A 23,911-nucleotide genomic window follows, 5' to 3' on the forward strand; every position below is an offset into this window, starting at 1 on the left:
ATAACTAGAGAAAGCGATAGATAGGAAAAGGCAGGTCTGTCATAACCGGTGTGGGCGCCTTTTTTAGTGTCAGGGCTTTATAGGTGGCGGTATCGGCGATCAGTCGCCAGGTTTTGAAGTCCAGGTGCTGATCGGAAAAGCCGGCCTTAAAATTAAATAATGAATCCTGTTGCCCGCCTACGCCGCCGCCGAGGTGCAGATATTGCATCCCTTTGGACTGCCCGAAAATACTGGCTTCTTCCACCAGTAACCGCATGGGGGAATCGTGAATAAAGTCCTCATGGGTAGCCGCGAGGTGTAACTGCATCATGTTGTTGCAACAGGTAACAAAAACACCTGCTGTATCACATCCTTCATAGGATGCCAGCAGGATATAACTTTGGAAGTCGCTGGCCTGTAACAACTGGCTGAAATAGTTTTTGTCGAAATGATAGTTAGCGCTCGCCCCCAGCCGTTGCATATTCTGCAAATAGATCGCTGCAAATGATGCGATGTCTTCTTCACTGACCCCCTGTCGTACTTTGTAGCCTTTATTCCGCAGCTGATTGATTTTAGAACGGAATGCCTTGCGGTATTGCTGGCGCTGTTCTGCAATGGAAGGGGTGAGGTCTATCACTACTGTTTTTCCGTTGTCATACAAACCACCGGTTTTCCCCGGCTGAAAGTGCTGATGGATCAACGGATGCAGCCTTGTGAACACACTCACTATTTTTTTCTTTTTCAAAAACTGGAGGAAGGCCTGCGAAAACTGCTGCAGGAGCAACGGTGGCATGTCACGAAAATCGATGCTGGACAACGGCCCCGCATATCCGTAAACAGAGGTGCAATCGAAATAATTGGTGTCTTCTATATTCCGCTTCAGCAGCGGTACTGCAATAAAATGTCCGTCTTTTTCAAAGACAAATAAAAAAGGGTTGCTGTCTGCCGCAGACAACTGATGATAATACCAAGTATGGTAAAAGTCGTGCGTGTGGGCTGCATGGATAACCTGGTTCCACTGTTCTTTCTCGGTAATCTCAACTGTAAAGTAAGGCATAACAAATGAGGTTTTTAAACATATATTTTTGATGGCTATGTGTTGGGCGATATGGCTTTTCTCAGCGGGTTTGATATAATAAGGCAGGAATCCGTACGGGTGTTTTGATGCGGACACACAGCACAACTCCTTAGACACCAACTGGTATCTTTTTTGTATAATGCAGCCTACTATTGATGTAAAAGTCTTTACCTGTTACTATCGCTGAAATCTGCTATTGCTTATTTACATATGTGGTTGTTTGGGCTTCAGTTTTGTTTTTACAGGTGAACTGTAAATTTTTCCGGGTTAAAAAAATTTCCATCCGGAATTCAATGACTATGCCATGTGGGTAAATTTCTGTTAACCAATCACTTACGAAGTAAATTGTACCATGGTCCCGTCCAATATTTTGGAGTTACCCAAATGGATATACGAAATGTTGGATATTGTTAACCGGAGTTGCTGTGGACGCAACTCACTGACCCGATAGTGTAATGAAGAGTGAACATACCCGAAAGGATGCTGCTTATTTATCTACGTCATACGGACCCCTGATAGGAGGCCCTGCGCTGCAGGCTGTCATACAACAGGTACGGCAGGTGGCCAATACGGATGCTACCGTATTGCTTACCGGGGAAACGGGTACCGGCAAAGAAGTTATTGCGCAGGCCATTCATGAGTGGTCCGCCCGCAGGGCGCGGCCCATGGTGAAAGTAAATTGCGCCGCATTACCGCCGCAGCTGATAGAATCTGAATTGTTTGGTCATGAGAAAGGCGCCTTTACCGGCGCACTGCAACGCCGCGCAGGTAAATTTGAGCTGGCGCATCAAAGTACTATCTTCCTCGATGAAATAGGAGAGCTGCCGCTGGAACAACAGCCTAAACTGCTGCGGGTATTACAGGAAAAAGAAATAGAAAGAATAGGCGGCACTACCGTTAAAACGGACGTGCGGGTGATTGCCGCCACCAACCGTATACTGGAAGCAGAATGCCAGTCGGGCCGCTTCCGCCATGATCTCTACTACCGGCTCAATGTATTTCCGATTCACCTGCCACCCCTGCGGGAACGGAAAGAAGACATCCCTCTGCTGGCGAAATACTTTGTGGAAAATGCTTCCCAACATTTCCGCAAACCGGTAGCGACGATCAGTCAACGTTCTATGGAAGCGATGCTCCGCTATCAATGGCCCGGCAATATCCGCGAACTGCAGCACCTGGTGGAAAGAGCCGTCATCATCAGCAACGCACCGGTGATTTATGTGGAACTGCCCCCGCCGGAAAAAGCCAGGGACACCGATTCCAGCCCTCCGATTACCAGCCTCGCGGAAGCAGAAAGACAACTGATCATCCGTGTACTGAAACACTGCAATGGACGCATCCGCGGAGAAAACGGCGCTGCGGCCATTCTACAGATTAAACCAACCACCCTGGAAGCAAGAATGAAAAAGCTGGGCATCACCCGGCAGCATACGAACAACAATTAACACCAAACGCTTTTCTCCCAAAATATTACCTGTTGCAGCCGTATATTTAAGCCGTAAATTAAATATACCCGTTGTCGTATGACCACCTGTAACTGGATCTGGAAAGATCGTTTGCCGGCTTTACTACCGGCGTTGTCCCATATCTGTCAATACGCTTTTGACACGTCTGACCAGGAGGCGATCTCTTATGGACTAACCCTGACTTCCCTCGATAATAATCTTTGGTTTGACTACTCCCTGATAGGGAAGCAAACGATTGCGCTGCGTCTTTGTCAGGACGATGACGACACTGACATCGTTCATTGCCAGATCGACCATCCGGAAGAACATCAGCCGGCAGTTGGCATGACGTTCTTTTTTTTAGAGAACTTTGAACTGCGTTATCAGCGTTAACCCGCATGGCGGCCATGGAAGTGCTTTCGCATACTCACCTTGGGATGTTGATAACGGGTCTTTTTAACCTTGCAGGAAAATTATTTTTCCATGCAATCAAAGTTTATCAGGTTGATCACCGTATTCCTGCTGGTGCAGGTGTCTCTCATAGCGCAATCATCGATCTCAATACCCACATCACTGATATCGTTAACCTGCTCTATATGGAAGACCTGCACGATGTGGTGCTGGTAGGGCTCAGCTATGCCTGTCAGTACAGCCTTCCAGCCTGTTTGGCGTTAGCGATGTGCAGGATCAGCAATGGGTAGATGCCCGCCTTGCCTTGCGGCCCTACCGCACCTTCGCCCAGCCACTGGCCGTGCATCATCCCTACGGCAACGGCCTGCCGCTTATCTACATCGCCTGTACGCAGCCACAGCTGCCGGTAATGAGAGTATTTGCTGCTAAAGCAAAACAATCTCCCCAATGGAAATATGACGAGATAAAAACAGGACATGACGCCATGGTCACCAAGCCTGCAGCACTGGCCGATCTGCTGGAAACCATCAGCCGGTAGAAGCGGTTTGGCGGGAGACGGTAATGCACTTATATTTGAGGCACTGTTTTTAACCAATACATTGTACGTATGATGAAGAAATTAATCACTGCCTGGCTGTTGACCGCCGCTCTTTTTACCGGATATGCCACCTATGCCCAGCAGCCGGCAGGCAAAACGATCCGTGAAGGCAAACATAGCTTCACCCTGCAGTGGATTAGCTGGGACCGCCCCGGTGAAGTGATAATCAAAAAACAAAAAGACGCTACCTATACGGTAAAAGGGGAACAACGCGATGAGCAGACCGGCGATTTTGTGACCATCGATGGAACGCTTACCGTGGACGCTCCCAGAGAACTGACATTTAACGGTACCATTCGCACCCAATACAGCAATGTCAATGGCGGCAAGGTGTGCGAAAAAACCGGCACCTACCACTTCCTGGCCAAAGGCGCCAGAAAATACTGGAGGCTGCAGGAGATGGACAACTGCGAAGGAAATAATGTGGTAGACTACGTTGATATCTACTTCCATTAATTTTTATCAAAAAAAATGCGTAACCGATTGGTTTAATAATTTATATTTGTAACCGATCGATTACGCATTTTTTTATTGTCTTACATAAAAAAGCATGACTATGGCAAACACACCTCAACCGGCGATCGCACAAAGCGGCATGCTGGTCCGGAGACCCGCAGCGGAAGTGTTTAATGCATTTATTGACCCGGCTGTCACCACCCGGTTCTGGTTTACCAAAAGCACAGGTAAACTCGAGGTCGGTAAAGAAGTGGTCTGGTCCTGGGAAATGTATAATGTAAGCAGCGCCGTGGACACTATCGCTATTGATCCCAACAAGCGGATAGAGATCCGCTGGTATGACAGTTACGACGTGAAAGGCGGCCATCGGAAAGCCCCGGAGAACGCCACCCGTGTGGTATGGACGTTTACCCCGTATGGAGACGGCGCGACTTTCGTGGAGGTGGTGAATGACGGTTTTACCGGTGATGCCCAGACGGTACAACAGAAGGCGCTGGACTCCACCGGCGGCTTCTGCTGGGTGTTAGCCGGACTGAAAGCTTATCTCGAACATCATATTGAGCTCAACCTGGTGGGTGATCGTTTTCCGCAGGGAAAATAAGGTGTCTTTTACCTTTCCGGGAAAGGAGTTACGTTGACTTCTCTTGTAATAAAGTCACGACATCGTTTTGCCCCATGCGGTCAGCACCAGGTTGCGGGGACCGCCGTGGTCACGGTGTTCGCAGAGGTAGATGCCCTGCCAGGTGCCCAGCGCCAGCCTGCCGTTATAGATGGGGATCGTCACCGAACAGCCCAGCAGGGAGGACTTCAGATGGGCGGGCATATCGTCCGGACCTTCATCATTGTGCTCATAGTCAGGGTCGTTTTCCGGAACGGCTTTGTTGAAATACGTTTCAAAATCCACCCGCACTGTCGGGTCTGCATTTTCATTGATCGTGAGGCCGGCGGAGGTGTGCTGGATAAATACCTGCAACATGCCGGACTGCAACGTTCTTATCTGCGGAAAAGCCTGCACTACTTCGTGCGTGATCAGATGAAACCCCCTGGGACGGGCTTTTAGCCGCAATGCCTGCTGAAAAATCTCCATGCTGTTGTTGTTTCTGCAAAAGTAACATTTCCATCCGGCATAAAATTCTACTTGTAAATCACTGTATTGCACTGTATCTTACCGGGATTGATGAAAAACTAAACCGGAATTTATCTCATGGCAGAAAACGTACAACCGTTACGGGTGCTCGTTGTAGGCTGTGGCAATATGGGCACCTCCCATGCCGTAGCTTATCACACCCTGGACGGCTTTGACATATGTGGTATTGTATCTACCGGCTCCAGCAAGCAGGTATTAAATGATAAACTGGGCGGCGGGTACACGCTGTACAGTAACTATGAAGAGGCGTTGGCGGCCACCCGGCCGGATGCCGTCTGCATCTCCACCTATCCCGATACACACGAAAGTTATGCGATCAAAGCGCTGGAAAGCGGTTGTCACGTGTTCATAGAAAAACCGCTGGCAGACTCCGTAGCCGGTGCTGAAAGGGTGGCTGCAGCTGCTCAAAAGGCTGGTAAAAAACTGGTGGTAGGCTACATCCTGCGTCATCACCCTTCCTGGGAACGTTTCGTGGAGATCGCCCACCAGCTGGGAAAACCGCTGGTAATGCGCATGAACCTCAACCAGCAGAGCTCCGGCAGCAAATGGGGCGTGCACCGCAACCTGCTGCAAAGCCTTAGCCCCATCGTGGATTGCGGCGTGCATTACATTGATGTGATGTGCCAGATGACCCGCTCCAAGCCGGTGCAGGTGAGCGCTATCGGCGCGCGGCTGTCCAACGATATCCCGGCAGATAACTACAACTACGGTCAGTTACAGATCCGCTTTGAAGACGGCTCCGTAGGCTGGTACGAAGCAGGCTGGGGACCTATGATCAGCGAAACGGCGTTCTTCGTGAAGGACGTGATCGGCCCGCAGGGCTGCGTGTCTATCGTAGCAAAAGAGTCCGGCAAAGCGGGTAACTCAGATAACATCGAGGCACATACGAAAACAGAATCCCTGCGACTGCATCATGCCACACTGAACGATAAAGGAGAATTTGCGAAAGAAGATACCTGGATCAATATGGAAGATGAACCGGACCACCAGGAGCTGTGCAACCGGGAGCAACGTTACTTCCTGAAGGCTATCCGCGAAAACATCGACCTGACGGACCATGTGCTGGATGCCGTGAACAGCCTGCGCATCGCCTTTGCCTGCGATGAGTCTGTCCGTACCGGAAAGATCGTTACCTTATAAACTGACAGAAGCCCGCCACTGTGCGGGCTTTTTCTTTACCACCACCAGCCGCATACACCGGCTACCAACGCCGCAAACAACGTATTGCTAAAATTGACCGCATCATTGCCGATGTAGTGTTTCCGCTCCAACGCTGCTCCCAGTACTGAATCCATCAGGTTGCCCAGCACCCCGGCTATCACGATATAGGCTATACGCCGGTCGAACCCTGCGGCCAACGCATACACGCCGGCAATCACACCTGCGCCGGCAGCTCCCAGCAGCGTGCCCTCCAGGCTTACCACGCCATCCAGCCCCCTGGCCTCTTTTCTGAAAGTGAGGATATTGAAAAAGCGGCGGCCGTATACCGTGCCCAGTTCGGATGATAACGTATCGGCGGTAGCGGAAGCCAGGCTGCCCGCCAGCATAAGGCCATATAATTCCCTGCGCACAGGATCGGCCAGCATCAGCAATGCCATAAGGGCGGCAGCGCCGCCGTTGGCAAATACCTGGCCGGCTTTCCGCTTTTCAGGATGCGCCCCGTCGGCGGTAATGGCGGCTTTAATATTCTTTTTATGGGAAGTGGCCAGGGTGCCCAGCACGAAGAAAGTGCCCAGCAGGGCGATGCCGGGATAACCCGCGCCGAAAAAGACCAGCAGCCCGGTAAGACCGGCCGCCATGGCCGCGGAAACGGATAGTTTGCCGGTCCGGATGCAGACCGCCATAAAGCCGGCCAGCAACAACACAAAGAGGCCGTAATGCTGAAATGTTGTATTCATAAATCGAGGTCAGCAAAACTAATTAATTACTTTTGCTGCCTGAAAATTTTATATGAAAACGTTGTTGAATCTGGAAGAAATTGCCATGTTCCTTATGGCCATCATTCTTTTTAATGTACGGATATCCTATGCCTGGTGGGTGTTTCCTGCCTGCCTGCTGCTACCGGACATCAGCATGATCGGTTATGCTGCGGGCAACAAAGTGGGCGCTGTGGTGTACAATTTCTTCCACCATAAAGGAATCGCCCTGCTGGTGTACCTCGCCGGCCACCTGTTGGGATTTGAATGGCTGGCGTTTACGGGAATTATCCTGTTTGCACACTCCTGTATGGACCGCGTCTTTGGTTACGGCCTGAAATATATGTCCGGCTTTAAAGACACGCATCTGGGAGAAATTGGCCGCACGGCTAAACGAAAATCATAAAAAAAGCCGGTGTGAAAACACACCGGCCGTTATTGGAATTGATTGTAAGGTTTAAAATTTGAAGGCCACACTGGCAGAGAAGCGACGGGGCATCATTCTCTCAACAGTCGTCCATCCGCCATAGTACGCTTTGTCAGTGATGTTATCCATCTTCAGCGCAAGGCGATAGGCGTTCACCTGGTAGAAAACACCAGCGTTCAATACCGTATACGAAGGCAGCGTGAACACACCGGTAGCTTTTGAGTTGGTGATCATGTTTTCACTGCCGTAGTTGCCACCAAAGCCAAGACCGAGGCCGTGCAGTTTACCGCTGGTAGCGGTATAGCTGATCCACCAGTTGGCCACATGCTCAGGGCCCGCGCTGACAGGGCGACGGCCCAATATGCCGGAGTCGGACTTCTCCATTTTACTGTCATTATAACCATATCCGGCCACAATATTTAATCCCGGCAGGGGATTGGCGATCAGGTCCACTTCCACGCCCTTGCTGCGCTGGGAACCATCCTGTACCGTAATGTTATAGTGGTTGCCGCCTTTTTCCACGTCAATGCTGCGGGTCATATTGGTCACGAGAATATTATAGTAGCTGGCGCTCATGCTCAGTTTGTCGTTAAGCACATTCAGTTTCACACCGCCTTCAAACTGGTTGGCCTGCTGCGGTTTCAGTACGCCGCTATACTCTGGCAGCGACTGGGTGACGGGGGCTGCGTTTTTGAAGCCGTTCATATAGTTGGCAAACAGGCTCACTTTATCTTTCACTACCTGGTAGATCAAACCAAATTTCGGGGAGACGGAGGTCTGGCTGAAATCATCTTTGCCTTTCTCACCTGTCACGTAGTTTTTGGTGGGTTTGGTAACGAAATGGTCTACCCGTACGCTGGCCATAGCGATCAGCTGATCGGTGATATTTAACACATCAGAAACGTAGGCGCTGTAAGTATAGTTGGTGGTGGCATTTTTGACCTGTCCGCTCGTTACCTGTGCCAGCCGGGCGTCTACAGCGGCCCTATTGAGCTGCGAGTAGCGCGGGTCTTTCGGATTCACGGTATTAATGAGGTCGAAGCGGATATAGGGTGAGTTGTCGTTTTCGGTGAATTGGCTCAGGAAGTCCAGTCCGGCCACGAGGCGGTTGCGCAGGCTGCCGATGTTGAAATCGCCGATAAAATTCTGTTGAACGTCGGTGGCAGTGGTGATGGAGTGCTGATGGGTCAGATAGCGGCTGATCAGCGTATCGTTGGCAGGCATTGGGTTGTCCCTTGTACCGCCCTCATCGAGGAACATCACGTAGGAGTAGTAGCCCTCGCTGCGGCGGGTGCTCCTGGAAACTGTCGTCTGGGAAGTCCATTTGTCTGACAGTTTGTAGTTGGCCTGACCAAAGAGGTTCACGGACGGTGTTTTGATAGTAATATCATTGCTGGTGAAAGACCGGGTGAAGTCGATGCCCAGCTGGTCCGGTGTCCTGGCAATCAGCTGACGGCGGCGGTTCAGAAATATCATGGTGGGATTGGTGCTTTCTCCGCTGTAGAATTCTGTGTTCACGAGGAACGACAGGCGGTCGTTCACGCGGTAGGAGAGGCTGGGGGCCAGGAACCAGGAACGTTTGAAGCCTGCGTCCTGGAAGCTGCCTTCTGAGTGATAAGCGGCGTTGGTACGCAGGATAACGGATTTATCCTTGTTCAGCGGGGTGTTGAGGTCTGCCGTTACGCGGTTGAGGCCATAGGTGCCGCCGGTATAGCTGATTTCGCCGCCGAACGCATCGTAAGGCTTTTTGGTAACGATGTTGATCAGGCCGCCGAAAGAAACGAGGCTGCTGCCGAACAGGGTGCCGGAAGGGCCTTTGATGGTTTCAACACGTTCAATATCCGCCGGATCGGGGCTGCCGTTGGAGATGCCGGCGATACCGTTGACCATGGTGGGTTGCACCGCGAAGCCGCGCATGGTGAAATAACCTGCGCCGTCGCCGCCGCGGCCGGTGGAAGACCACAGGCGGGTCACGCCCGGTGCGTTTTTCAGCGCATCATCGAAGCTGGTGATCACCTGTTCTTTCATCAGTTCTTTGCCTATCACGTTGTATACCTGCGGATTTTCCAGGTTTTTGATGGGCAGCCGCGCGATATAGTCACTTTCCTTGTTGGCCAGCTTGTTTTGGCCGCCTATCACGGTTACTTCCGACAGTTGTGTTTTAGACACCTGCAGGTGCAGCTTCACGGTGGTGGTGTGGTTAGCCGTTACCGTTACCGTCTCAGCCATAGGCTCGTATCCCAGCAGGGATACCTGCAATACATATGTTCCGGGCTCCAGGCGGCGAAAAGCGAAGTCGCCTTTCCCGTCTGTAACGGTGCCTCTGCTGTGCTGTTCGATGCGTACGCTCACGAAAGCGGCCGCTTCTCCTTCACTGGTGACAATATTTCCTTTAATCCCTCCGGTGCCGCTCTGGGCGCTCACTCCGGCTATCAGGCTGAAGAGCATTAACAATAATGCTGATAATTTCTTGACCATGGTTGTGCTATAATGATGATATATGGAGACAAATTGACAATCACGGCCGCAAAATTCTATCAGTAAAAAGAAGTTGCACCATCCAATCGGGAAAAATATTTACGCATTCGGGAATTATCCATGACAGTTCAACCCGGTTATCTGACAACTCGAGAAAAAATGGCTGGCCGGGCTGCCGGGACATTGCATTTTTGTAACGTCCATAAACAAAACACATCATGAAATTTGAAAAAGTGCATAACAAGGGGCAGGCGAGGCTTTTTAAGAGCCGTTACCTGGAGATGCTGACCAAAACGCACCCCGCGGTGATTTTTGGAATGTACCTGCCCGTTATCGGATATATGCTCTATTACAGCCATGCCACCCTGGGATATTCACTGCCCCGCGTTATACTGACTTACTTTGGGGCCATGTTCGGCTGGACGCTCTTCGAATACGTGGCGCACCGGTTTATCTTTCACTGGGTCAGCGACCAGCCGGCCATCCGCCGCGTGGTATATACGTTGCACGGCAATCACCACGAATACCCGCGCGACCGGCAGCGGCTGTTTATGCCGCCGGTGCCCAGCGTCATTATCTCTTCGCTCTTATTCAGTATTTTCTACCTCCTGATAAAAAACAATGCATTTGCTTTTTTTTCGGGGTTTGTGTCCGGTTACCTGTTGTACGGCAGCATGCACTACGCCATCCATGCCTGGGCGCCGCCATTCAAATGGCTTAAACCGCTCTGGCGCAACCATCACCTGCATCACTATAAAAACGACGATCTGGGATTCGGGGTCAGTTCTACGTTATGGGACCGGGTATTCCGGACCATGTTCACGCTTTGTTTGCTGTTAAGTCTGTCTGTAGCCGGTTTCGCCCACCAGCAGGCCGAAGGGGAGTACCGCCTGGTAAAAAGGGATAAGTCCATCTCGTTGTACGAAAGATGGATCGCAGCCGGTAATGAAGAAAGTGTGCGGGAGATCAAAGCGGTGTTTACCGTTCAGTCTGATGTGCCCTCCGTGGCGCGGCTGCTGACAGACCAGCAGCAGGGCGTGGTGTGGAACGCCCGCGCCAAAGCATACCAGGTGCTGCCTTTGGAAGAAGGCCGGGAATGGATCACCTACCTCAAGTACAATATCCCCTGGCCCTTCGGAGACCAGGACTGTTGCCTGCTGTTCCGCCTGAAAATGCAGGATCAACATTCGGGCGAAATCAGCTTCGAAAGCACGCTGAACAATCGTTTTCCTGTTTCCGGCGATGTGACGCGCATTACCGGCACCCGGGGCAAATGGCTGATGGAAGAAACCGCCGGTAACACCATGCAGATCACCTATACGATCACCACCAACCGCAGCGCCCGGGTACCGCGGTGGGTATCGGACCCGATCATCCGTAACAACATGTTTGAAACGATGTCCACCTTCAGAAGCATCCTCGAAAAGCGTTGATAAAATTGTGCTGTTTGATTATTTTTGGAGAAACCTCCGGTGAATGATCTACAGGGAGTTTGCACCGCACCCGCAACTGGCGCCATATGTTGAATGTTACTGGAAGGCCGATGCCGACAGGCCGCCCTTCAGGGACGAGGAATCGTTGATTCCTGACGGCACCATTGAGCTGATGTTTAATTTTGGTGATAACTACGCCCGTGTGAAAAACGGTTCCCGCCAGCCGGTAAAGGGATCTCATATAATCGGTATCCGTCAGCATGCATTGCGGATTTCCCAGACCGCCCACCAGCATGTGTTCTCCGTGCGCTTCCGGCTGGGCGGCGCCTACCCGCTGTTCCGCATCCCTGCGCATTTACTGGCCAACGACTTCTGGAGCCTGCCGGATGTGCTGGGCAGAGACTATACATTACTCGAAGAACAGCTGTTTGAGGCCACCACAGACGAACAGCGGGTGCTGCTCACCGACCGGTTTCTCCTGGGACGCCTGGAATTTGATAATACCGCTCATCGTTTTCTGCAACAATATACCGCCTGGATGCTGCAACGGGAAGATGTTTCTGTGGCCGACGCCTGCAAGGCTTTCGGCATCTCGTACAAAGCGATGGAACGCCGTTTCAGCCAGGTAGCAGGACTTACCCCTTCTGAACTGCTGAAGATACGGAGGTTCAACAAAGCCATCCTGGCCATGTACAGCTGTCGTCATGAATCGCTGACCGCCGTGGCGCACAGTTGTGGCTTCTACGACCAATCTCATTTTATCCGCGAATTCAAACAACTGTCCGGCACTACCCCGCGCCGTTTCCTGGAAGAACAGTATACCATTGTGCAGGTGATACAGCCTGCCCTCGCGGCCCGGCTGTCTAAATCGTACAATTTATAGTCCTTCGCTTTTATCATCTTCGTAAAAAATACAGGTCATGGAAGGAAAAAAATATGAGTTGATTCCCTATCTCAGTTTTGGGGGCAATTGCGAAGAAGCAATGAGTTTTTATGCGAAAGCGCTGGGCGGCGCCTATAAAGTATGGACCCGCTACGACAATCCGAATATGAACGCGCCGGAAGCATATAAAGACAAGGTGCTGCACAGCAGGCTGCATTTTAACGACCTGGCCATCTACGCCAGCGATACTTTCCCCGGCAAGGAGTCAAAGGGCAACAGCGGAGATGTGTCACTCTCTCTGACGTTCCCGGATGAGCAAACCGCGCAGCACGCGTTTGACGCATTGTCGGCCGGCGGAACGGTAGGCGTACCTTTCGCTAAACAGTTCTGGGGTGACTGGCACGGTAACCTAACCGATAAATACGGGATTAAATGGATGGTGAATTGCTGATGCATGTGGTGTCACGCGTTTTCACACGATCCCGGTTCCCCAGGTTTATGCTTCGGTAAACCGGGACCGTGCGAACGCATCTCCTGAAATCAGGCAATCTGTCCCAGGGTAATCAAATTACCGCAGCCGTCTTCAAAGATGGCTTCAATGCCCCAGTCGACTTTCGTGGGTGACTTTCGGAACACCACGCCTTTGGCAGTCAGCCGTTCGTATTCTGCTGCGATATCCGCTGTGCCCAATACGATGACGGGTATGCCGGCTGCGTATAGTCCTTCGTGGTAGGCTTTGGCCAGCGGGTGGGTGGATGGTTCCAGCAGTAGCGTGGTCCCGTCCGGATCTTCAGCAGAGACCACCACCGCCAGCCATGCTTCCGGCATATAGATTTTCTCTTTAAAGCCCAGTACCTCTGTGTAAAAGCGAAAAGCTTCCAGGGGGTCGTCTACGTGGACCCCGGTCATGGCAATTATCATATGGATATGTATTTAGGAATGAGTAATCATGGTGGCGGTATTGCTGCCTTTTTTGCGTTTTAGTATCAGGGCGCTGATGAGCGCAATCACAAGACCGATAGGCAATACTTCCGCATAGGTGACGAGGATGACAAACAGCGGGTTTTTATACATTTCCTTAAAACTTTCCGCTTCGGCCATTTTTTTACTGAGGGTAGCGGCGTCAGCACCGGCTTCTTTGGCCTGCTTCAGCATATGGGCGTTGTATTTGTCCATAAAATCGGGAACAAACAGGTAGTAGTCGACCAGCCATACCAATACATAGGCCGTAGAGGCAATCAGTGCTATCAGCAGACCCACCTTAAAGGCCTGGCCGAAGGTGATCGCACCGTTGTTATATTTGTCGCGGTAGTTTTTGACACCTACAAAAATGAAGGAGAAGGCGATCAGCATGCCGGCATAGCCGAGCACCATGTTACCCTTAAAGTCGGGGTCTTTATAACACCATAATACAGAAAATACCATCATCAGGCTGATAATGGCGCCGGAAATCAATCCGAAAACGAGCACATTTTTTTTCATCTGTCAGGATTTAGTAGTGAGTACAAAAATGCCGTTCTGCCAGCATTTTCCATTCATACTTTAGGATGATTTTGGACTGTTTTCCCTTTTTCCTGCTTTTGGGTGATGATGATTAGGGTATGATACTCAATCGTTTAGCTTTTTCCACGGCTTGTGTCCTTCTTTTGACGTCCAGTTTTTCAAATACGCGGGAGGCGTGGGTTTTGATGGTGTTCAGGGAAACGAACAGGCGGCCGGCGATCTCCTGGTTACTGAGACCATCGGCCATGAGCTGCAGCACTTCCAGTTCCCGGCCGCTAAGGCCGAGCCGGTCCAATTCTACTGTGTTCATGGAGAAGGTCGCCGGCGCAGATACCGGTACCGGTTTTTCCACGATCACGGTTTGCACTTTCGGCCGGGCCAGTTTCAATGAGAGCCATACACCCAGCGCCGTAAAAATAACGGCCACCATGCCGATATAAATTTCCATGGCATGATGAATAATCAGGAAACGCAGTTCCAGCCATTTCAGGAGAAATAGAAGAACGGCCAGGGAGAGGCCGTAGAGGATGTTTTGCCTGTTTCTGGTGATGGCGTGCCACTTCATGCGTAACTCGTTTGCTGTCAACATAAAGTTATCATATTTAGCGCAAAAGGGATGGTCAGCGTTGTTCCGGCGCCAGTGACCATCCTTTCTCCGCTAAGGCCGCTTTGATAGCGGCGATGCCGTGAGGTCCCATACCATGCAGGCGCTTCAGGAATGATTCGGTGACGGCTTTAAGTTGTGGCAGGCTGGTATAACCGGCGTTATGCAGGGCACGCAGGGCAGGTTGGGATAATCCGGATGGCAGTTCGCCGTGTGGAATGCGCGCAGATTTTTTAACCATGTTGCTGTTGAATTGGTGAAACGCTAAAATAAATAAGAATCGGTGAAGCCTGCAGGGCAAGTCCGTCAATCAGGGGGCCTCCCTGCGACAAAACTTTTCCGTGGTCCGGGATGTATTAAATTATGGTTTCCTGTAATAGACGCAGTAACATTTAAATATCCTTGTGCGTTGTACTGCTTTTGCCGGCCTCAGACAAGTGGCAGGACCATTAAAGTTTGACTATTAAGCTATTATTTATCAAAAAATGATAAAAACTGTTGGTCGAAACATATGATTGTTCAATTGCATACAAGATAAAATAAATTACATTTGACACCAGAAAAATTCAATTTTCCCATGAACAGACGTACTGTTATTGCATTGCCATTGGTTTGCCTGACGCTTCACAGCACTCTCGCCAGCCAGGCTGCAAATGTTTACCCCGCTACGGAAACCGTTGCCACCGCCATGAACAGGGCTGATCAGCCCAAAGCGGCCAAAGCGATCACCTACGGTCAGGGTATAGACCTGATTGTAAAAGGGCTGGGCCTCAATATTGACAACATCCGGTTTATTAAAGAACCGAAGGCCACCGACTACTGCCAATATGCAGACAATAAGGCGTCTTACGCCCAGTCTGTAATTATTGCGGCCAACAACGGTATTACGCTGGACCGTAAACAACGTTTCAATACACCGATGACCCGGGAGCAGTTTGCCCTTGCGCTGGAAGAGGCGATGGAGCATACCGGCCCGTACCCGATGAACATGATGTGGATCAACATCGGAGACGCTGCTGCTTTCGTTAACAAAGACAAAAGCAACAACGCTGTACAGGCGCTGATTAAATTCGGCGTGGTAAAGCTGGAGAGAAATAATTTCCGCCCCCGGGCTTATGTTACACCCGCAGAAGCCAATGCCATGGTGGCAAAAGCCGCTGCATTCGTAAAAGAACACAAACAACGCGTGGAAGAACATCAACAGCAAAACGAGGTAACGGTAACGACTACCCCGGTAAATGCACAGGTAAACAGTGTGGTACTGTCCAGAGGCAGCCAGCCTAATTCCGGCTACCAGATCGCCATCACCGGTATCGACTTCGCCGAAGGCACTGCTACCGTGCGTTACAAGCTCTCCAACCCGGAAGAAGGAAAAATGTACATGCAGGTGATCACGGAGCCTAAAGCCGAAACCTTTGTGGGCAGCGCTTATAAAGTAGTATTACAGCAAGATAAATAATAAATAGCGTGGGACTGGACCTGTATCATTTTAAACCTTGTGCGATGCCTGCCGGTAAACCGGCCGCGATCAGTTTCTCCCTGGAGGAGCTGGCGGAGGCGGATACGCCGGCAGTATTCCTGGAAAAACATCAGCATCTGCTGGTGCAGGTGTCCGTCCCGCCTGATACTTTCTCCATTTTTATTGTAGCCAGTGAGCAACAGCAGCAGGTTGTCGAACAACAGTTCGGCATACATGACAACTGCCGGTTGCTCACTGGTACCATGGAATCGCTGGCGCCGATGATCAGCGAAATAGAAAAAGAACTGCAATTAACGGCAACGCCCACCATTATTACACGGGACCTTCATCATGGTACAGCTACTTTTACCTATCAGCTGGTCCAATACCGGACCGTCTATCCCGACCAGACGCTGCTGCATTTTGCGACATACGGGCACCAGTGTGCACAGATGAATGCCCGGTTCTATGAAGACTTTACCAACGACCGGATGTATTTCTTAAAGGCTGATGTACTGCGTGCTTACGGATACATTCAGCCTGCGAAAGGAGCTGAAGCGTCTACCCCTCACAATTTTCAGAAAGACTTCATCGATAATTTCGAAGAAGGCACCAGCATTTTTTATCCCGGCTGGTAATATGCTTACAGGAACAAATCCGGCTGCAGTTTTCCTCCAGGCGTCACATTGTAGTGCGCCAGGTCTGTAATCCCTTCTGCTTTTAACACCGCTTCATCAATAAAATTATTTCCTGTACAGGACGCCGCAGGTTTGCCCAGAATATAAAAAGCGGCATCCGCCATGATGTCGGGTTTGCGGCTTATTTTCATCAGGGCTTCTCCGCCCAGCAGGTTCTTGATAGCCGCTGTAGCGATGGTAGTGGCCGGCCACAGGGAGTTGGCGGCAATACCGGCGGACTTCAGCTCTTCCGCCCATCCCAGCGTGAGCATGCTCATATTGTATTTACTGATGGTATATGCCACGTGTGGTCCCAGCCATTTGGGGGAGAGGTTCACCGGGGGCGACAGGGTGAGGATATGCGGGTTGTTGCCTTTTTTGAGATAGGGGATACAATGTTGGGTAACTAAGAAGGTACCTCTCACATTGATATCATACATCAGGTCGAAACGTTTGGCCGGTGTTTGTTCGGTGTTTGTCAACTGGATGGCCGAAGCGTTATTGATGACCACGTCGATGCCGCCGAATTTTTCAGCTGCCTGTTGCACGGCCTGTTGTATCTGGTCTTCCTCGCGGATATCCACTTTTACCGGCAGGGCTTTACCGCCGGCTTTCTCCACGGCTTCCGCCACAGAAAAGATGGTGCCGCCCAGGCGGGGATCTTCTTCGGTGCTTTTAGCGGCGATCACGATATTAGCGCCGGCGGCGGCCAGTTTCAGGGCGATGGCTTCACCGATGCCTCTGCTGGCGCCGGTAATAAAAATAGTGCGGTTTTGAAAGGTCATATCAGGCTGCTTTTGTTGGGTGTACGAAAAGTTTATGGCCGGATTTTTTTACCGGCTTTATAGACCGTCACGATGTGGCGGGTATTTTTAATGTCTTTCTCCGGGCTGCCGGCCAGTACCAGCAGGTCGGCCACCTGTCCGGGGGCGATGGTGCCGGTGTTGGGCAGTTTCAGCACCTGGGCGGCGTTGCGGGTGCCCACGCTGATAGCTTCCAGCGGCGTCAGTCCTGCCTGTACCATCAGTTCCAGTTCCAGGTGTTCTGAAAAGCCCTGTGCTCTCACGGGCGTTGCGCCGGAGTCGGTGCCCATGGCTACCATAATGCCGGCGCGGTAGATGCGGCGGAGGTTGCGCAGCGCTGTTTCGAAAGCCGTTTTGTTTTTGGCAAAAGCGGGAGACTGCCGCAGTTGCTGTTGATATTTTGGAGAAGTGATCATCTCGTATACGCCCGGCTCTAATGAGCGTTTGAAGAAATCGTCGTGTAGCCATTCGGGTTGGCGTGCGTAGATATAGGCGTATTCATCGAGCGACAACGTGGGGACGTACACGATGCCTTTCGATTTCATGGTTTGCAGCAGCTGTTCATCGATGTCTTTGTCGCGGATGCTGTGCGCGAAAATATCCACGCCGGCAGTGGCCAGCTGTTGCGCGTCTGCTGCGTAATACAGATGCGAAGCTGCCCTGATGCCGTGTTTATGCGCTTCGGAGATGATTGCCTGGTATACTGCGGGTTCCATTTTCTTAAAGTGTCCGCCAAAATCATCTACCCATAGTTTTATCACGTCGGGGCGTACCTGCGCTACCTTATCCATGGCCGGGGCCACGTCAGCGACGGTAGCGGGGCGATTGACGAGGTCCATGCCATAGTCTGCCGGCGGCGCGGCATCAGGCACGCCGAAGCCATAGCCGGCGGAATGCAGGCGGGCGCCGGGCAGCTGGCCGGTGGCGGAGGAGTCGCGCAGGCCACTGTCAAACAGCAGGGGCCGGTCGGTACCCATGGCCAGCACGTGTAACACGCCATAGTTGGCATATTGCTGTAGCTGCCGCAGTATATTTTCCCGCGTATAGTTGACGGCGTTGGTGGTGGTACCCCTGAGGGTGCCTACATGCGTATGTACGCTGATCAGCGCCGGCATCACGGTTTTACCGCTCAGGTCCACCACTGTGGCGCCCGGAGCGTTCAAACGGGGACCTACCGCGGCGATAGTGTCTGCCTGTAGCAGAATGTCGGTATGTTGCCGCGGGCGGCTGCCGGTACCGTCTATCACGGTGGCGTTTTTCAGAAGTATCGTCTGCGCTGTGGCGGTTGTTCCCGACAACAGGGCTGCTGTTATCATCAGTGCAGAAAAGGTGTTGGTCATCCTCATCGGTTTTATAGATCTATCTTAAATATAACCCAGACTGCATAAACTACCATGTAAAATTTTGCAGGACATTTTACCGGTTTTGCAGAGAAACCATCGGATATCACACAATACCGTTGGCTGACGCGGACTGAGCGGCTATTTTTGGACAGTCATCATTTTTTTATGTATGGATTACTGTATTGAAGTAGCCGATCTGGCTTACCAGTTCAGAGACGGCACCCCTGTGCTGCGAAACATAGCGTTGCGGGTACCGCAGGGCGCTATCTATGGTTTTCTCGGCCCTAACGGTGCCGGCAAAACGACAACGCTTCGCCTGATCACCGGGTTACTGCGTATGCAGACGGGCGCGGTGCGTATGCTGGGACAGTCTTTCCGGGAGCATCGCCTGGAGGTGCTGCGGCAGACGGGCTGCCTGATCGAAAGCCCTGCTATCTACGAGCATCTGAGCGCGGTGGAAAACCTGCTGGTGCTGCAGCGTATCTATCAATGTCCGAAGTCTGATATGATGGAGGTGTTGCAAACGGTGGGACTGGCGGCGGTGGCCAGCAAAAAGGCCGGGCAATTTTCGCTGGGCATGAAGCAGCGGCTGGCGCTGGCCATGGCCATGCTGCACCGTCCGAAACTGCTGATACTGGACGAGCCTACCAATGGGCTGGACCCCAACGGTATCATCGAGATGCGCGAGTTGCTAAAGAAGATCAACCGCGAGCAGGGGACCAGCATTCTGATTTCCAGTCACCTGCTGCCGGAAGTAGAGCGGCTGGCCACCCATATCGGTGTTATCAGCCAGGGGCGCATGGTGTTTGAAGGCAGCCTGGAGCAACTGTCGGGGCTGCGGCAGCAGGTGAGGGGCTATCTGCTGGACACCACCAACAATGCGGCGGCGCTGGAGCTGCTGGTTGCCCGGAACGTGCAGGTTGTTGCCGATGCCGGCAGGATACAGGTGCCTGCGTTGCCGGTGGCGGCCATTGCGGAGCTGAACAGTCACCTGGTGCAGCGCGGTATCGGCGTATTCGGCATTCAGCCGGTAAAAAACGATCTCGAAACGATTTTTATGGACCTCATTCAATCCTGAACCATGATAGCATATCTCCATAGTGTACAGAGTGAGTGGATCAAGCGAAGGCACAGTGCCGCCGCCTGGCTGACGATCATCGGTGGTACACTGGTGCCGGTCATCGTGCTGTGTATCCGTTTTTATTATTTCGATCTGCTGGCCAAACAGAACGCGTCAGCAGATATTTGGGTGCAACTGTACAACCGCTCCTGGCAGTACATGGGCTTCTTTCTGCTGCCCATCGGCGTGATCCTGGTGACCAGCCTGATCACGCAACTGGAGACCCGCAGCAACGCCTGGAAGCTGTTGCACGTAACACCACAACGGTTTACCACTATTTTCCTGGCCAAACTAACGGTTATTCTGGTGATGTTACTGTTTTTCTTCCTGTTGTTTAACATCGGCATTTACCTGACGGGCGTGTTGCCGGCGTTATTGGTGAAGGGGGTGCCTTTCCCCTCAGCTCCTTTCCCCTGGCTGAGATACCTGTATGGCAACGGACAATTCCTGCTGGCCTGCCTGCCCATCGTGGCGTTGCAGTTCCTGTTGGGATTACTGTACCGGAATTTTATGGTGCCAATAGGCATAGGGTTGGGCCTGTACATCGTGTCTGTTATTGTGTTCCAGTGGAAATACAGTTACATTATTCCCTACATTTACTGCGTACTGGTATTTAACGACGGTTTTCACCAGGTGGTGAGGCCTGCTAGTCTTTATGCCTTGGCTGCGGGGTATTTTGGTATGTTCTGCGTAGTGGCCTATGCGTTATATATCTGTAAAAAAGAAAAAGGATAATCTATGAAAAAGACGGTTATAGTCCTCCTGCATATCGGTTACTGGATGATGTACAGTTTCCTGATTTTTCTTTTCATGATGATTGTCAGCAAAGGAAAGTTCGCCACAGTGGACCCGCTCAGTATGATTCCGATCACAATTCTTTGTTACGTGCCGGCTTTTCAGGGCTTCTATATTTTTTATGGCCTGTTGTTCAAACGTTATCTGCATCCCCAGCGAATAGCGTGGTTGTTTCTGACAGGCATGGCTGCTACGCTTGCGAGCGGATTGATCACGGTATTACTGCTGCTGCCGTTCTTTGGCCCTTACAGCCACAGCCTCCAGGTGTTTATGCTGATGTTGGCAGCAGCGGGTCTGGCTGCTATTCATGGTATTCTCGGATTGGTGTTGAAAGGTTTTATCAGCTGGTATAATGACATCAAAATAAAAGAAGAACTTAACAGGAGAAATTACGAAACATCTATGGCCCTGATCAAAGCACAGATCAACCCTCATTTTTTGTTTAATACGATTAATAATATAGATGTGCTGATGTCGAAAGACGCAGAGAAAGCCTCGGTGTATCTGAATAAATTATCCGGGATCATGCGGTTTATGTTATATGAAACCAATGGGGAACTGATACCGCTGTCGCGGGAGATGACTTACATCGATCAATATATTGAGTTACAGCGGATCCGTTCTTCCAATGCCACTTATGTTACTTATGAAGTGGACGGAACGCCTGGTAATCGTATGATTGCGCCGATGCTGTTTATTTCCTATATTGAAAATGCCTTTAAACATGCAGAGCATAAAAAGGCGGAAAACGCGATACAGATACGGTTGCAGATAGAGGCAGACCGGATGGTGTTCGTCTGCCGCAACCTTTACAGCCTGACGACGCCAATGAAGCAGGAGCATAACGGGCTGGGCAACGAGTTATTGCAAAAGCGGTTGCAGCTGCTGTACCCCGGCCGGCATGAACTGAATGTCAGCCGGGAAGAAGGTGTTTACCAGGTAAATCTCATATTACAGGACGCATGAAAATCAGTTGTATCATAGTAGAAGATGAGCCGCTGGCCATGGAGCGGGCGAAGGAGTACGTGGAGAAGCTGCCTTATCTGCAGCTGCTGGCTACTTTCGACAACGGCGCTGATGCGATGGTATACCTTCGCCTGCATCCTGTGCAGCTCATCCTGCTGGATATCAATATCCCCGGTATCTCCGGCATACAGTTGCTGGAAGCGGCCAACACGCGCTGCGAAGTGGTGCTGATCACTGCTTATGAGGAATATGCCGTGAAAGGATATGAGTTGAACGTGACGGACTATCTTCTGAAGCCCTATACTTTCGACCGGTTTATACTGGCTATGGATAAGGTGCAGCATAACCTGCAACGGCAGGCGCCTGCCGCGCCGGCATATATCTTCATTAAAACCTCATGGAAGCTGGAGAAAGTATCGCTCGATGATATTTTGTACATCGAAGGGCGGCGCGATTACCGTAAAGTATATACGCAGCAGAAGCAGATCATGACCTTGCAGCCATTCGGCTGGTTTGAGCAGGAACTGCCGCCACAGCAGGTCTGCAGGGTACATAAGTCGTATATGGTGGCCATCGCCAAAATAGACAGCATTGAAAAAGATGGTATCCGGATGGGTGATGCCATTATCCCGGTGTCGGAGACCTACCGCAAACAGTTTTACGCGCTGATTACGCGCGGCTGATTTTTCTACGGGTAAACCAGTAGCAAATCACGAAGAAGAGAAGGGCGATGAGAAGCCTGTACCATTTCTCCATGGGAGCTTCTTTGTTGTTGAAAAAATAATAGCCTTTCCACGCCCAGGCGGCAATCCATTCGGCTATAGTACTCATGTGGGTGATCGCCGGTACGCTGACGATCAGCAGGCAGGTAAACCATACAGCAGCATTGCGTTTAGGAGAGAAAGCGGATGCAGGCACCAGACCTAACAGCAATATAACGATCAGCGCATACTTTACCCAAACGTAAATGGAACTGCGGATGGGATCATCGTAGGTTTCCATGACAACAGAACCGTAGAAGAAAATCAGTATTCCCAGCGGAATCAGGCCCATAATGGCATATGCGGTGTTGGCTATACGAAGATAGGGGGAGCGTATGTTTTTTAATGCAGGGACAAATACGGAGGCTATCAGGAAAAGAACGAGAGAAACAGCGCAGCCGTCTATCAGATAAGTCAGGATATCCCAGGTATGTTGCATGGAGACAGTAGTTGTCCTGTAAAATACAGAAAAAAAATTATGATGACGGCGTACCATCTGTTTTACGCCGGGCATAAATATAGCAGCCGGTAAAATACAGTATGGTGGTGGTAATCACTTCAGGATAAGGTACTCTGGATAACCGTGCGACAGCACGCCTGTGTTCAAAGGCTGCGAGAAGCTGTGTGGTATTGTATTCTATTATGTTAATTAATATCAGGCATGTCATTAGTAGTACAAAGCTCAGTCCACTGGTAAACCGTTTACTTAAAAGCACTACCATGGCAATGGTGCCGAGGCATAGTATCTGGGGAACGGCCAACGGGGGATAGCTAAGGAAGAAATGGTTGGTGTCGCCATGTTCGATCATCAGCCATAACATGATGGCAGCTTTGAGCAGCGCTATAACGGCTGCCGCTTTATTGGCCGTTATCAGGTAAGCCATCCGCATGTTCCTGAGTGCCTGAACGTAGGGGTGGCAGGCGATAAAGAGGATAATAGCAAATACATAACCGGCAATCAGGTAATTGAGGGCGTTCCAAACGTGTTCCATTATGGGTATAAGGTTGTTACTTTGTAAAAGTACAGACAATCACATATGTATCAACTGCAGTCCAAACCGGTCATCATTACCCTTGAAATAGCCCCTTCCGACATGGTGCGGTTCAATACTTTGCGGGAGCTGCATTTTCCGGCGCACGCCAATTATCTCGAAGCACATCTTACCTTGTTTTACCGGTTACCCGGTATGGAGGCCGTTATCCCTGAGACGTTGCAGCAGTATAGCCAGCGGGCGCCGATGCTGCTGCAGGTGAATGATGTTGTAAACTTTGGTACCGGGGTGGCCTATACATTACATGCGCCCGCGCTGCAGGAGCTGCACGGAGAATTGCAGGCGGCATTTGATCCCTGGCTGGTACGGCAGGACCGGCAGCCGCTCCGGCCGCATATCACCATACAGAATAAAGTCACCGCTTTTAAAGCGGCGCAGCTGCATGCACAGCTGAAAGAAAGCTTCCGTTCTTTTGAAATCACGGCTACCGGTTTTGGAACCTGGGCGTATCTGCAGGGGCCGTGGAAGGCGCTGGACAAGTTTATGTTCCGGGAGCCCTGCCTAAAATAAAAAACGCCTCCCGCGGGAGACGTTTTTTATAAAGAAATAAGTGATTAAATATAGCCTGGGGTTTCAG

General features: G+C 51.1%; 30 protein-coding genes. 18 read left to right on the forward strand and 12 right to left on the reverse strand.

Annotated features, from left to right (window positions below; genetic code table 11):
* Nucleotides 1–4: 4 nt before the first annotated feature.
* Entirely contained in the window at nt 5–1,036 is a 1,032-nt protein-coding gene (locus B5D63_RS09325; RefSeq protein ID WP_143312826.1) for a GNAT family N-acetyltransferase, read from the reverse strand.
* A 476-nt stretch (nt 1,037–1,512) separates the two neighbouring features.
* Between B5D63_RS09325 and B5D63_RS09330 the strand changes: the two genes are divergently transcribed.
* The 6 genes from B5D63_RS09330 to B5D63_RS09355 all read left to right on the forward strand — a co-directional run bounded on the left by B5D63_RS09330 (nt 1,513) and on the right by B5D63_RS09355 (nt 4,568).
* Nucleotides 1,513–2,502 (forward strand): sigma-54 interaction domain-containing protein, encoded by a 990-nt coding sequence (locus tag B5D63_RS09330; RefSeq protein ID WP_078668427.1) that lies wholly within the window; start codon nt 1,513–1,515, stop codon nt 2,500–2,502.
* Nucleotides 2,503–2,580: 78 nt separating this feature from the next.
* Complete coding sequence (locus B5D63_RS09335; RefSeq protein WP_078668428.1) at nt 2,581–2,895, forward strand: hypothetical protein; 315 nt, start codon at nt 2,581–2,583, stop codon at nt 2,893–2,895.
* A gap of 14 nt (nt 2,896–2,909) precedes the next feature.
* Nucleotides 2,910–3,203, forward strand: a complete 294-nt coding sequence (locus B5D63_RS35270; RefSeq protein WP_200816943.1) for a hypothetical protein — start codon at nt 2,910–2,912, stop codon at nt 3,201–3,203.
* Entirely contained in the window at nt 3,182–3,451 is a 270-nt protein-coding gene (locus B5D63_RS09345; protein WP_143312827.1) for a hypothetical protein, read from the forward strand. The genes B5D63_RS35270 and B5D63_RS09345 overlap by 22 nt, the downstream gene beginning before the upstream one ends.
* Nucleotides 3,452–3,520: 69 nt before the next feature.
* Nucleotides 3,521–3,967, forward strand: coding sequence for a hypothetical protein (locus B5D63_RS09350; protein ID WP_143312828.1), 447 nt, complete (start codon nt 3,521–3,523; stop codon nt 3,965–3,967).
* Between the two features lie 100 nt (nt 3,968–4,067).
* On the forward strand, nt 4,068–4,568 hold the full coding sequence (locus tag B5D63_RS09355) for an SRPBCC family protein (RefSeq protein ID WP_078668431.1): 501 nt from the start codon (nt 4,068–4,070) through the stop codon (nt 4,566–4,568).
* 54 nt (nt 4,569–4,622) lie between these two features.
* On the opposite strand, the gene B5D63_RS09360 is transcribed toward B5D63_RS09355, so the two are convergent.
* Nucleotides 4,623–5,054 carry a secondary thiamine-phosphate synthase enzyme YjbQ gene (locus tag B5D63_RS09360; protein ID WP_078668432.1) on the reverse strand — a complete coding sequence of 144 codons (432 nt, stop codon included), beginning with the start codon at nt 5,052–5,054 and terminating at the stop codon, nt 4,623–4,625.
* A gap of 117 nt (nt 5,055–5,171) precedes the next feature.
* Here B5D63_RS09360 and B5D63_RS09365 point away from each other — a divergent pair, with 117 nt between their 5' ends.
* Entirely contained in the window at nt 5,172–6,254 is a 1,083-nt protein-coding gene (locus B5D63_RS09365; protein WP_078668433.1) for a Gfo/Idh/MocA family protein, read from the forward strand.
* A gap of 35 nt (nt 6,255–6,289) precedes the next feature.
* Here B5D63_RS09365 and B5D63_RS09370 read toward each other — a convergent pair whose 3' ends face one another.
* Entirely contained in the window at nt 6,290–7,012 is a 723-nt protein-coding gene (locus tag B5D63_RS09370) for a DUF92 domain-containing protein (RefSeq protein ID WP_078668434.1), read from the reverse strand.
* A gap of 52 nt (nt 7,013–7,064) precedes the next feature.
* Here B5D63_RS09370 and B5D63_RS09375 point away from each other — a divergent pair, with 52 nt between their 5' ends.
* Nucleotides 7,065–7,436: a DUF4260 domain-containing protein gene (locus tag B5D63_RS09375; protein ID WP_078668435.1), complete on the forward strand. Its 372-nt coding sequence runs from the start codon at nt 7,065–7,067 to the stop codon at nt 7,434–7,436.
* A 51-nt stretch (nt 7,437–7,487) separates the two neighbouring features.
* Here the strand turns inward: B5D63_RS09375 and B5D63_RS09380 are convergent, their stop codons facing one another.
* Nucleotides 7,488–9,935: a TonB-dependent receptor gene (locus tag B5D63_RS09380; RefSeq protein WP_078668436.1), complete on the reverse strand. Its 2,448-nt coding sequence runs from the start codon at nt 9,933–9,935 to the stop codon at nt 7,488–7,490.
* A 218-nt stretch (nt 9,936–10,153) separates the two neighbouring features.
* Here B5D63_RS09380 and B5D63_RS09385 point away from each other — a divergent pair, with 218 nt between their 5' ends.
* Genes B5D63_RS09385 through B5D63_RS09395 form a run of 3 tightly spaced genes read left to right on the forward strand, consistent with a single transcriptional unit; the run spans nt 10,154 to nt 12,702 of the window.
* Nucleotides 10,154–11,368, forward strand: a complete 1,215-nt coding sequence (locus B5D63_RS09385; RefSeq protein ID WP_078668437.1) for a sterol desaturase family protein — start codon at nt 10,154–10,156, stop codon at nt 11,366–11,368.
* A gap of 43 nt (nt 11,369–11,411) precedes the next feature.
* Nucleotides 11,412–12,251, forward strand: coding sequence for a helix-turn-helix domain-containing protein (locus tag B5D63_RS09390; protein ID WP_078668438.1), 840 nt, complete (start codon nt 11,412–11,414; stop codon nt 12,249–12,251).
* A gap of 37 nt (nt 12,252–12,288) precedes the next feature.
* Nucleotides 12,289–12,702: a VOC family protein gene (locus B5D63_RS09395; RefSeq protein WP_078668439.1), complete on the forward strand. Its 414-nt coding sequence runs from the start codon at nt 12,289–12,291 to the stop codon at nt 12,700–12,702.
* Nucleotides 12,703–12,791: 89 nt separating this feature from the next.
* On the opposite strand, the gene B5D63_RS09400 is transcribed toward B5D63_RS09395, so the two are convergent.
* The 4 genes from B5D63_RS09400 to B5D63_RS09415 all read right to left on the reverse strand — a co-directional run bounded on the left by B5D63_RS09400 (nt 12,792) and on the right by B5D63_RS09415 (nt 14,599).
* Nucleotides 12,792–13,172: a VOC family protein gene (locus B5D63_RS09400; protein ID WP_078668440.1), complete on the reverse strand. Its 381-nt coding sequence runs from the start codon at nt 13,170–13,172 to the stop codon at nt 12,792–12,794.
* 12 nt (nt 13,173–13,184) lie between these two features.
* Nucleotides 13,185–13,733: a DUF4199 domain-containing protein gene (locus B5D63_RS09405; RefSeq protein ID WP_078668441.1), complete on the reverse strand. Its 549-nt coding sequence runs from the start codon at nt 13,731–13,733 to the stop codon at nt 13,185–13,187.
* Between the two features lie 112 nt (nt 13,734–13,845).
* Nucleotides 13,846–14,343, reverse strand: coding sequence for a response regulator transcription factor (locus tag B5D63_RS09410; RefSeq protein WP_200816944.1), 498 nt, complete (start codon nt 14,341–14,343; stop codon nt 13,846–13,848).
* A gap of 31 nt (nt 14,344–14,374) precedes the next feature.
* Nucleotides 14,375–14,599, reverse strand: a complete 225-nt coding sequence (locus B5D63_RS09415) for a helix-hairpin-helix domain-containing protein (protein WP_078668443.1) — start codon at nt 14,597–14,599, stop codon at nt 14,375–14,377.
* A 336-nt stretch (nt 14,600–14,935) separates the two neighbouring features.
* Here B5D63_RS09415 and B5D63_RS09420 point away from each other — a divergent pair, with 336 nt between their 5' ends.
* Nucleotides 14,936–15,817, forward strand: a complete 882-nt coding sequence (locus B5D63_RS09420) for a protease complex subunit PrcB family protein (protein ID WP_078668444.1) — start codon at nt 14,936–14,938, stop codon at nt 15,815–15,817.
* Between the two features lie 44 nt (nt 15,818–15,861).
* Nucleotides 15,862–16,455, forward strand: a complete 594-nt coding sequence (locus tag B5D63_RS09425) for a hypothetical protein (RefSeq protein WP_078668445.1) — start codon at nt 15,862–15,864, stop codon at nt 16,453–16,455.
* Between the two features lie 5 nt (nt 16,456–16,460).
* Here the strand turns inward: B5D63_RS09425 and B5D63_RS09430 are convergent, their stop codons facing one another.
* Both B5D63_RS09430 and B5D63_RS09435 read right to left on the reverse strand, forming a co-directional pair.
* Nucleotides 16,461–17,279, reverse strand: coding sequence for an SDR family oxidoreductase (locus B5D63_RS09430; protein ID WP_078668446.1), 819 nt, complete (start codon nt 17,277–17,279; stop codon nt 16,461–16,463).
* 32 nt (nt 17,280–17,311) lie between these two features.
* A complete protein-coding gene (locus tag B5D63_RS09435) occupies nt 17,312–18,637 on the reverse strand; it encodes an amidohydrolase family protein (RefSeq protein ID WP_078668447.1) in 1,326 nt (441 codons plus the stop codon).
* 172 nt (nt 18,638–18,809) lie between these two features.
* On the opposite strand from B5D63_RS09435, the gene B5D63_RS09440 reads away from it, so the two are divergent.
* Genes B5D63_RS09440 through B5D63_RS09455 form a run of 4 tightly spaced genes read left to right on the forward strand, consistent with a single transcriptional unit; the run spans nt 18,810 to nt 22,204 of the window.
* Nucleotides 18,810–19,718, forward strand: a complete 909-nt coding sequence (locus B5D63_RS09440) for an ABC transporter ATP-binding protein (RefSeq protein WP_078668448.1) — start codon at nt 18,810–18,812, stop codon at nt 19,716–19,718.
* Between the two features lie 3 nt (nt 19,719–19,721).
* Entirely contained in the window at nt 19,722–20,495 is a 774-nt protein-coding gene (locus B5D63_RS09445) for an ABC transporter permease (protein WP_078668449.1), read from the forward strand.
* Nucleotides 20,496–20,498: 3 nt separating this feature from the next.
* Entirely contained in the window at nt 20,499–21,521 is a 1,023-nt protein-coding gene (locus tag B5D63_RS09450) for a sensor histidine kinase (RefSeq protein ID WP_078668450.1), read from the forward strand.
* Nucleotides 21,518–22,204 carry a LytR/AlgR family response regulator transcription factor gene (locus tag B5D63_RS09455; protein WP_078668451.1) on the forward strand — a complete coding sequence of 229 codons (687 nt, stop codon included), beginning with the start codon at nt 21,518–21,520 and terminating at the stop codon, nt 22,202–22,204. The genes B5D63_RS09450 and B5D63_RS09455 overlap by 4 nt, the downstream gene beginning before the upstream one ends.
* On the opposite strand, the gene B5D63_RS09460 is transcribed toward B5D63_RS09455, so the two are convergent.
* Both B5D63_RS09460 and B5D63_RS09465 read right to left on the reverse strand, forming a co-directional pair.
* On the reverse strand, nt 22,191–22,721 hold the full coding sequence (locus tag B5D63_RS09460; protein WP_143312830.1) for a hypothetical protein: 531 nt from the start codon (nt 22,719–22,721) through the stop codon (nt 22,191–22,193). The two genes, B5D63_RS09455 and B5D63_RS09460, sit on opposite strands and share 14 nt — an antisense overlap.
* Before the next feature lie 37 nt (nt 22,722–22,758).
* Nucleotides 22,759–23,274, reverse strand: coding sequence for a hypothetical protein (locus B5D63_RS09465; RefSeq protein WP_078668453.1), 516 nt, complete (start codon nt 23,272–23,274; stop codon nt 22,759–22,761).
* A gap of 45 nt (nt 23,275–23,319) precedes the next feature.
* Between B5D63_RS09465 and B5D63_RS09470 the strand changes: the two genes are divergently transcribed.
* A complete protein-coding gene (locus tag B5D63_RS09470) occupies nt 23,320–23,844 on the forward strand; it encodes a 2'-5' RNA ligase family protein (protein WP_078668454.1) in 525 nt (174 codons plus the stop codon).
* The last annotated feature ends 67 nt before the right edge of the window (nt 23,845–23,911 follow it).

Origin of the sequence: Chitinophaga eiseniae (assembly GCF_900167135.1) — a bacterium.
Classification (GTDB): Bacteria; Bacteroidota; Bacteroidia; order Chitinophagales; family Chitinophagaceae; genus Chitinophaga; species Chitinophaga eiseniae.

Bases quoted from the DNA above. Each gene is read 5' to 3' on its own strand.
- B5D63_RS09325 (WP_143312826.1), bottom strand. From the start codon at position 1,036: ATGCCTTACTTTACAGTTGAGATTACCGAGAAAGAACAGTGGAACCAG.
- B5D63_RS09330 (WP_078668427.1), top strand. From the start codon at position 1,513: ATGAAGAGTGAACATACCCGAAAGGATGCTGCTTATTTATCTACGTCA.
- B5D63_RS09335 (WP_078668428.1), top strand. From the start codon at position 2,581: ATGACCACCTGTAACTGGATCTGGAAAGATCGTTTGCCGGCTTTACTA.
- B5D63_RS35270 (WP_200816943.1), top strand. From the start codon at position 2,910: ATGGAAGTGCTTTCGCATACTCACCTTGGGATGTTGATAACGGGTCTT.
- B5D63_RS09350 (WP_143312828.1), top strand. From the start codon at position 3,521: ATGATGAAGAAATTAATCACTGCCTGGCTGTTGACCGCCGCTCTTTTT.
- B5D63_RS09355 (WP_078668431.1), top strand. From the start codon at position 4,068: ATGGCAAACACACCTCAACCGGCGATCGCACAAAGCGGCATGCTGGTC.
- B5D63_RS09360 (WP_078668432.1), bottom strand. From the start codon at position 5,054: ATGGAGATTTTTCAGCAGGCATTGCGGCTAAAAGCCCGTCCCAGGGGG.
- B5D63_RS09365 (WP_078668433.1), top strand. From the start codon at position 5,172: ATGGCAGAAAACGTACAACCGTTACGGGTGCTCGTTGTAGGCTGTGGC.
- B5D63_RS09370 (WP_078668434.1), bottom strand. From the start codon at position 7,012: ATGAATACAACATTTCAGCATTACGGCCTCTTTGTGTTGTTGCTGGCC.
- B5D63_RS09375 (WP_078668435.1), top strand. From the start codon at position 7,065: ATGAAAACGTTGTTGAATCTGGAAGAAATTGCCATGTTCCTTATGGCC.
- B5D63_RS09380 (WP_078668436.1), bottom strand. From the start codon at position 9,935: ATGGTCAAGAAATTATCAGCATTATTGTTAATGCTCTTCAGCCTGATA.
- B5D63_RS09385 (WP_078668437.1), top strand. From the start codon at position 10,154: ATGAAATTTGAAAAAGTGCATAACAAGGGGCAGGCGAGGCTTTTTAAG.
- B5D63_RS09390 (WP_078668438.1), top strand. From the start codon at position 11,412: ATGATCTACAGGGAGTTTGCACCGCACCCGCAACTGGCGCCATATGTT.
- B5D63_RS09395 (WP_078668439.1), top strand. From the start codon at position 12,289: ATGGAAGGAAAAAAATATGAGTTGATTCCCTATCTCAGTTTTGGGGGC.
- B5D63_RS09400 (WP_078668440.1), bottom strand. From the start codon at position 13,172: ATGATAATTGCCATGACCGGGGTCCACGTAGACGACCCCCTGGAAGCT.
- B5D63_RS09405 (WP_078668441.1), bottom strand. From the start codon at position 13,733: ATGAAAAAAAATGTGCTCGTTTTCGGATTGATTTCCGGCGCCATTATC.
- B5D63_RS09410 (WP_200816944.1), bottom strand. From the start codon at position 14,343: ATGTTGACAGCAAACGAGTTACGCATGAAGTGGCACGCCATCACCAGA.
- B5D63_RS09415 (WP_078668443.1), bottom strand. From the start codon at position 14,599: ATGGTTAAAAAATCTGCGCGCATTCCACACGGCGAACTGCCATCCGGA.
- B5D63_RS09420 (WP_078668444.1), top strand. From the start codon at position 14,936: ATGAACAGACGTACTGTTATTGCATTGCCATTGGTTTGCCTGACGCTT.
- B5D63_RS09425 (WP_078668445.1), top strand. From the start codon at position 15,862: ATGCCTGCCGGTAAACCGGCCGCGATCAGTTTCTCCCTGGAGGAGCTG.
- B5D63_RS09430 (WP_078668446.1), bottom strand. From the start codon at position 17,279: ATGACCTTTCAAAACCGCACTATTTTTATTACCGGCGCCAGCAGAGGC.
- B5D63_RS09435 (WP_078668447.1), bottom strand. From the start codon at position 18,637: ATGACCAACACCTTTTCTGCACTGATGATAACAGCAGCCCTGTTGTCG.
- B5D63_RS09440 (WP_078668448.1), top strand. From the start codon at position 18,810: ATGGATTACTGTATTGAAGTAGCCGATCTGGCTTACCAGTTCAGAGAC.
- B5D63_RS09445 (WP_078668449.1), top strand. From the start codon at position 19,722: ATGATAGCATATCTCCATAGTGTACAGAGTGAGTGGATCAAGCGAAGG.
- B5D63_RS09450 (WP_078668450.1), top strand. From the start codon at position 20,499: ATGAAAAAGACGGTTATAGTCCTCCTGCATATCGGTTACTGGATGATG.
- B5D63_RS09455 (WP_078668451.1), top strand. From the start codon at position 21,518: ATGAAAATCAGTTGTATCATAGTAGAAGATGAGCCGCTGGCCATGGAG.
- B5D63_RS09460 (WP_143312830.1), bottom strand. From the start codon at position 22,721: ATGCAACATACCTGGGATATCCTGACTTATCTGATAGACGGCTGCGCT.
- B5D63_RS09465 (WP_078668453.1), bottom strand. From the start codon at position 23,274: ATGGAACACGTTTGGAACGCCCTCAATTACCTGATTGCCGGTTATGTA.
- B5D63_RS09470 (WP_078668454.1), top strand. From the start codon at position 23,320: ATGTATCAACTGCAGTCCAAACCGGTCATCATTACCCTTGAAATAGCC.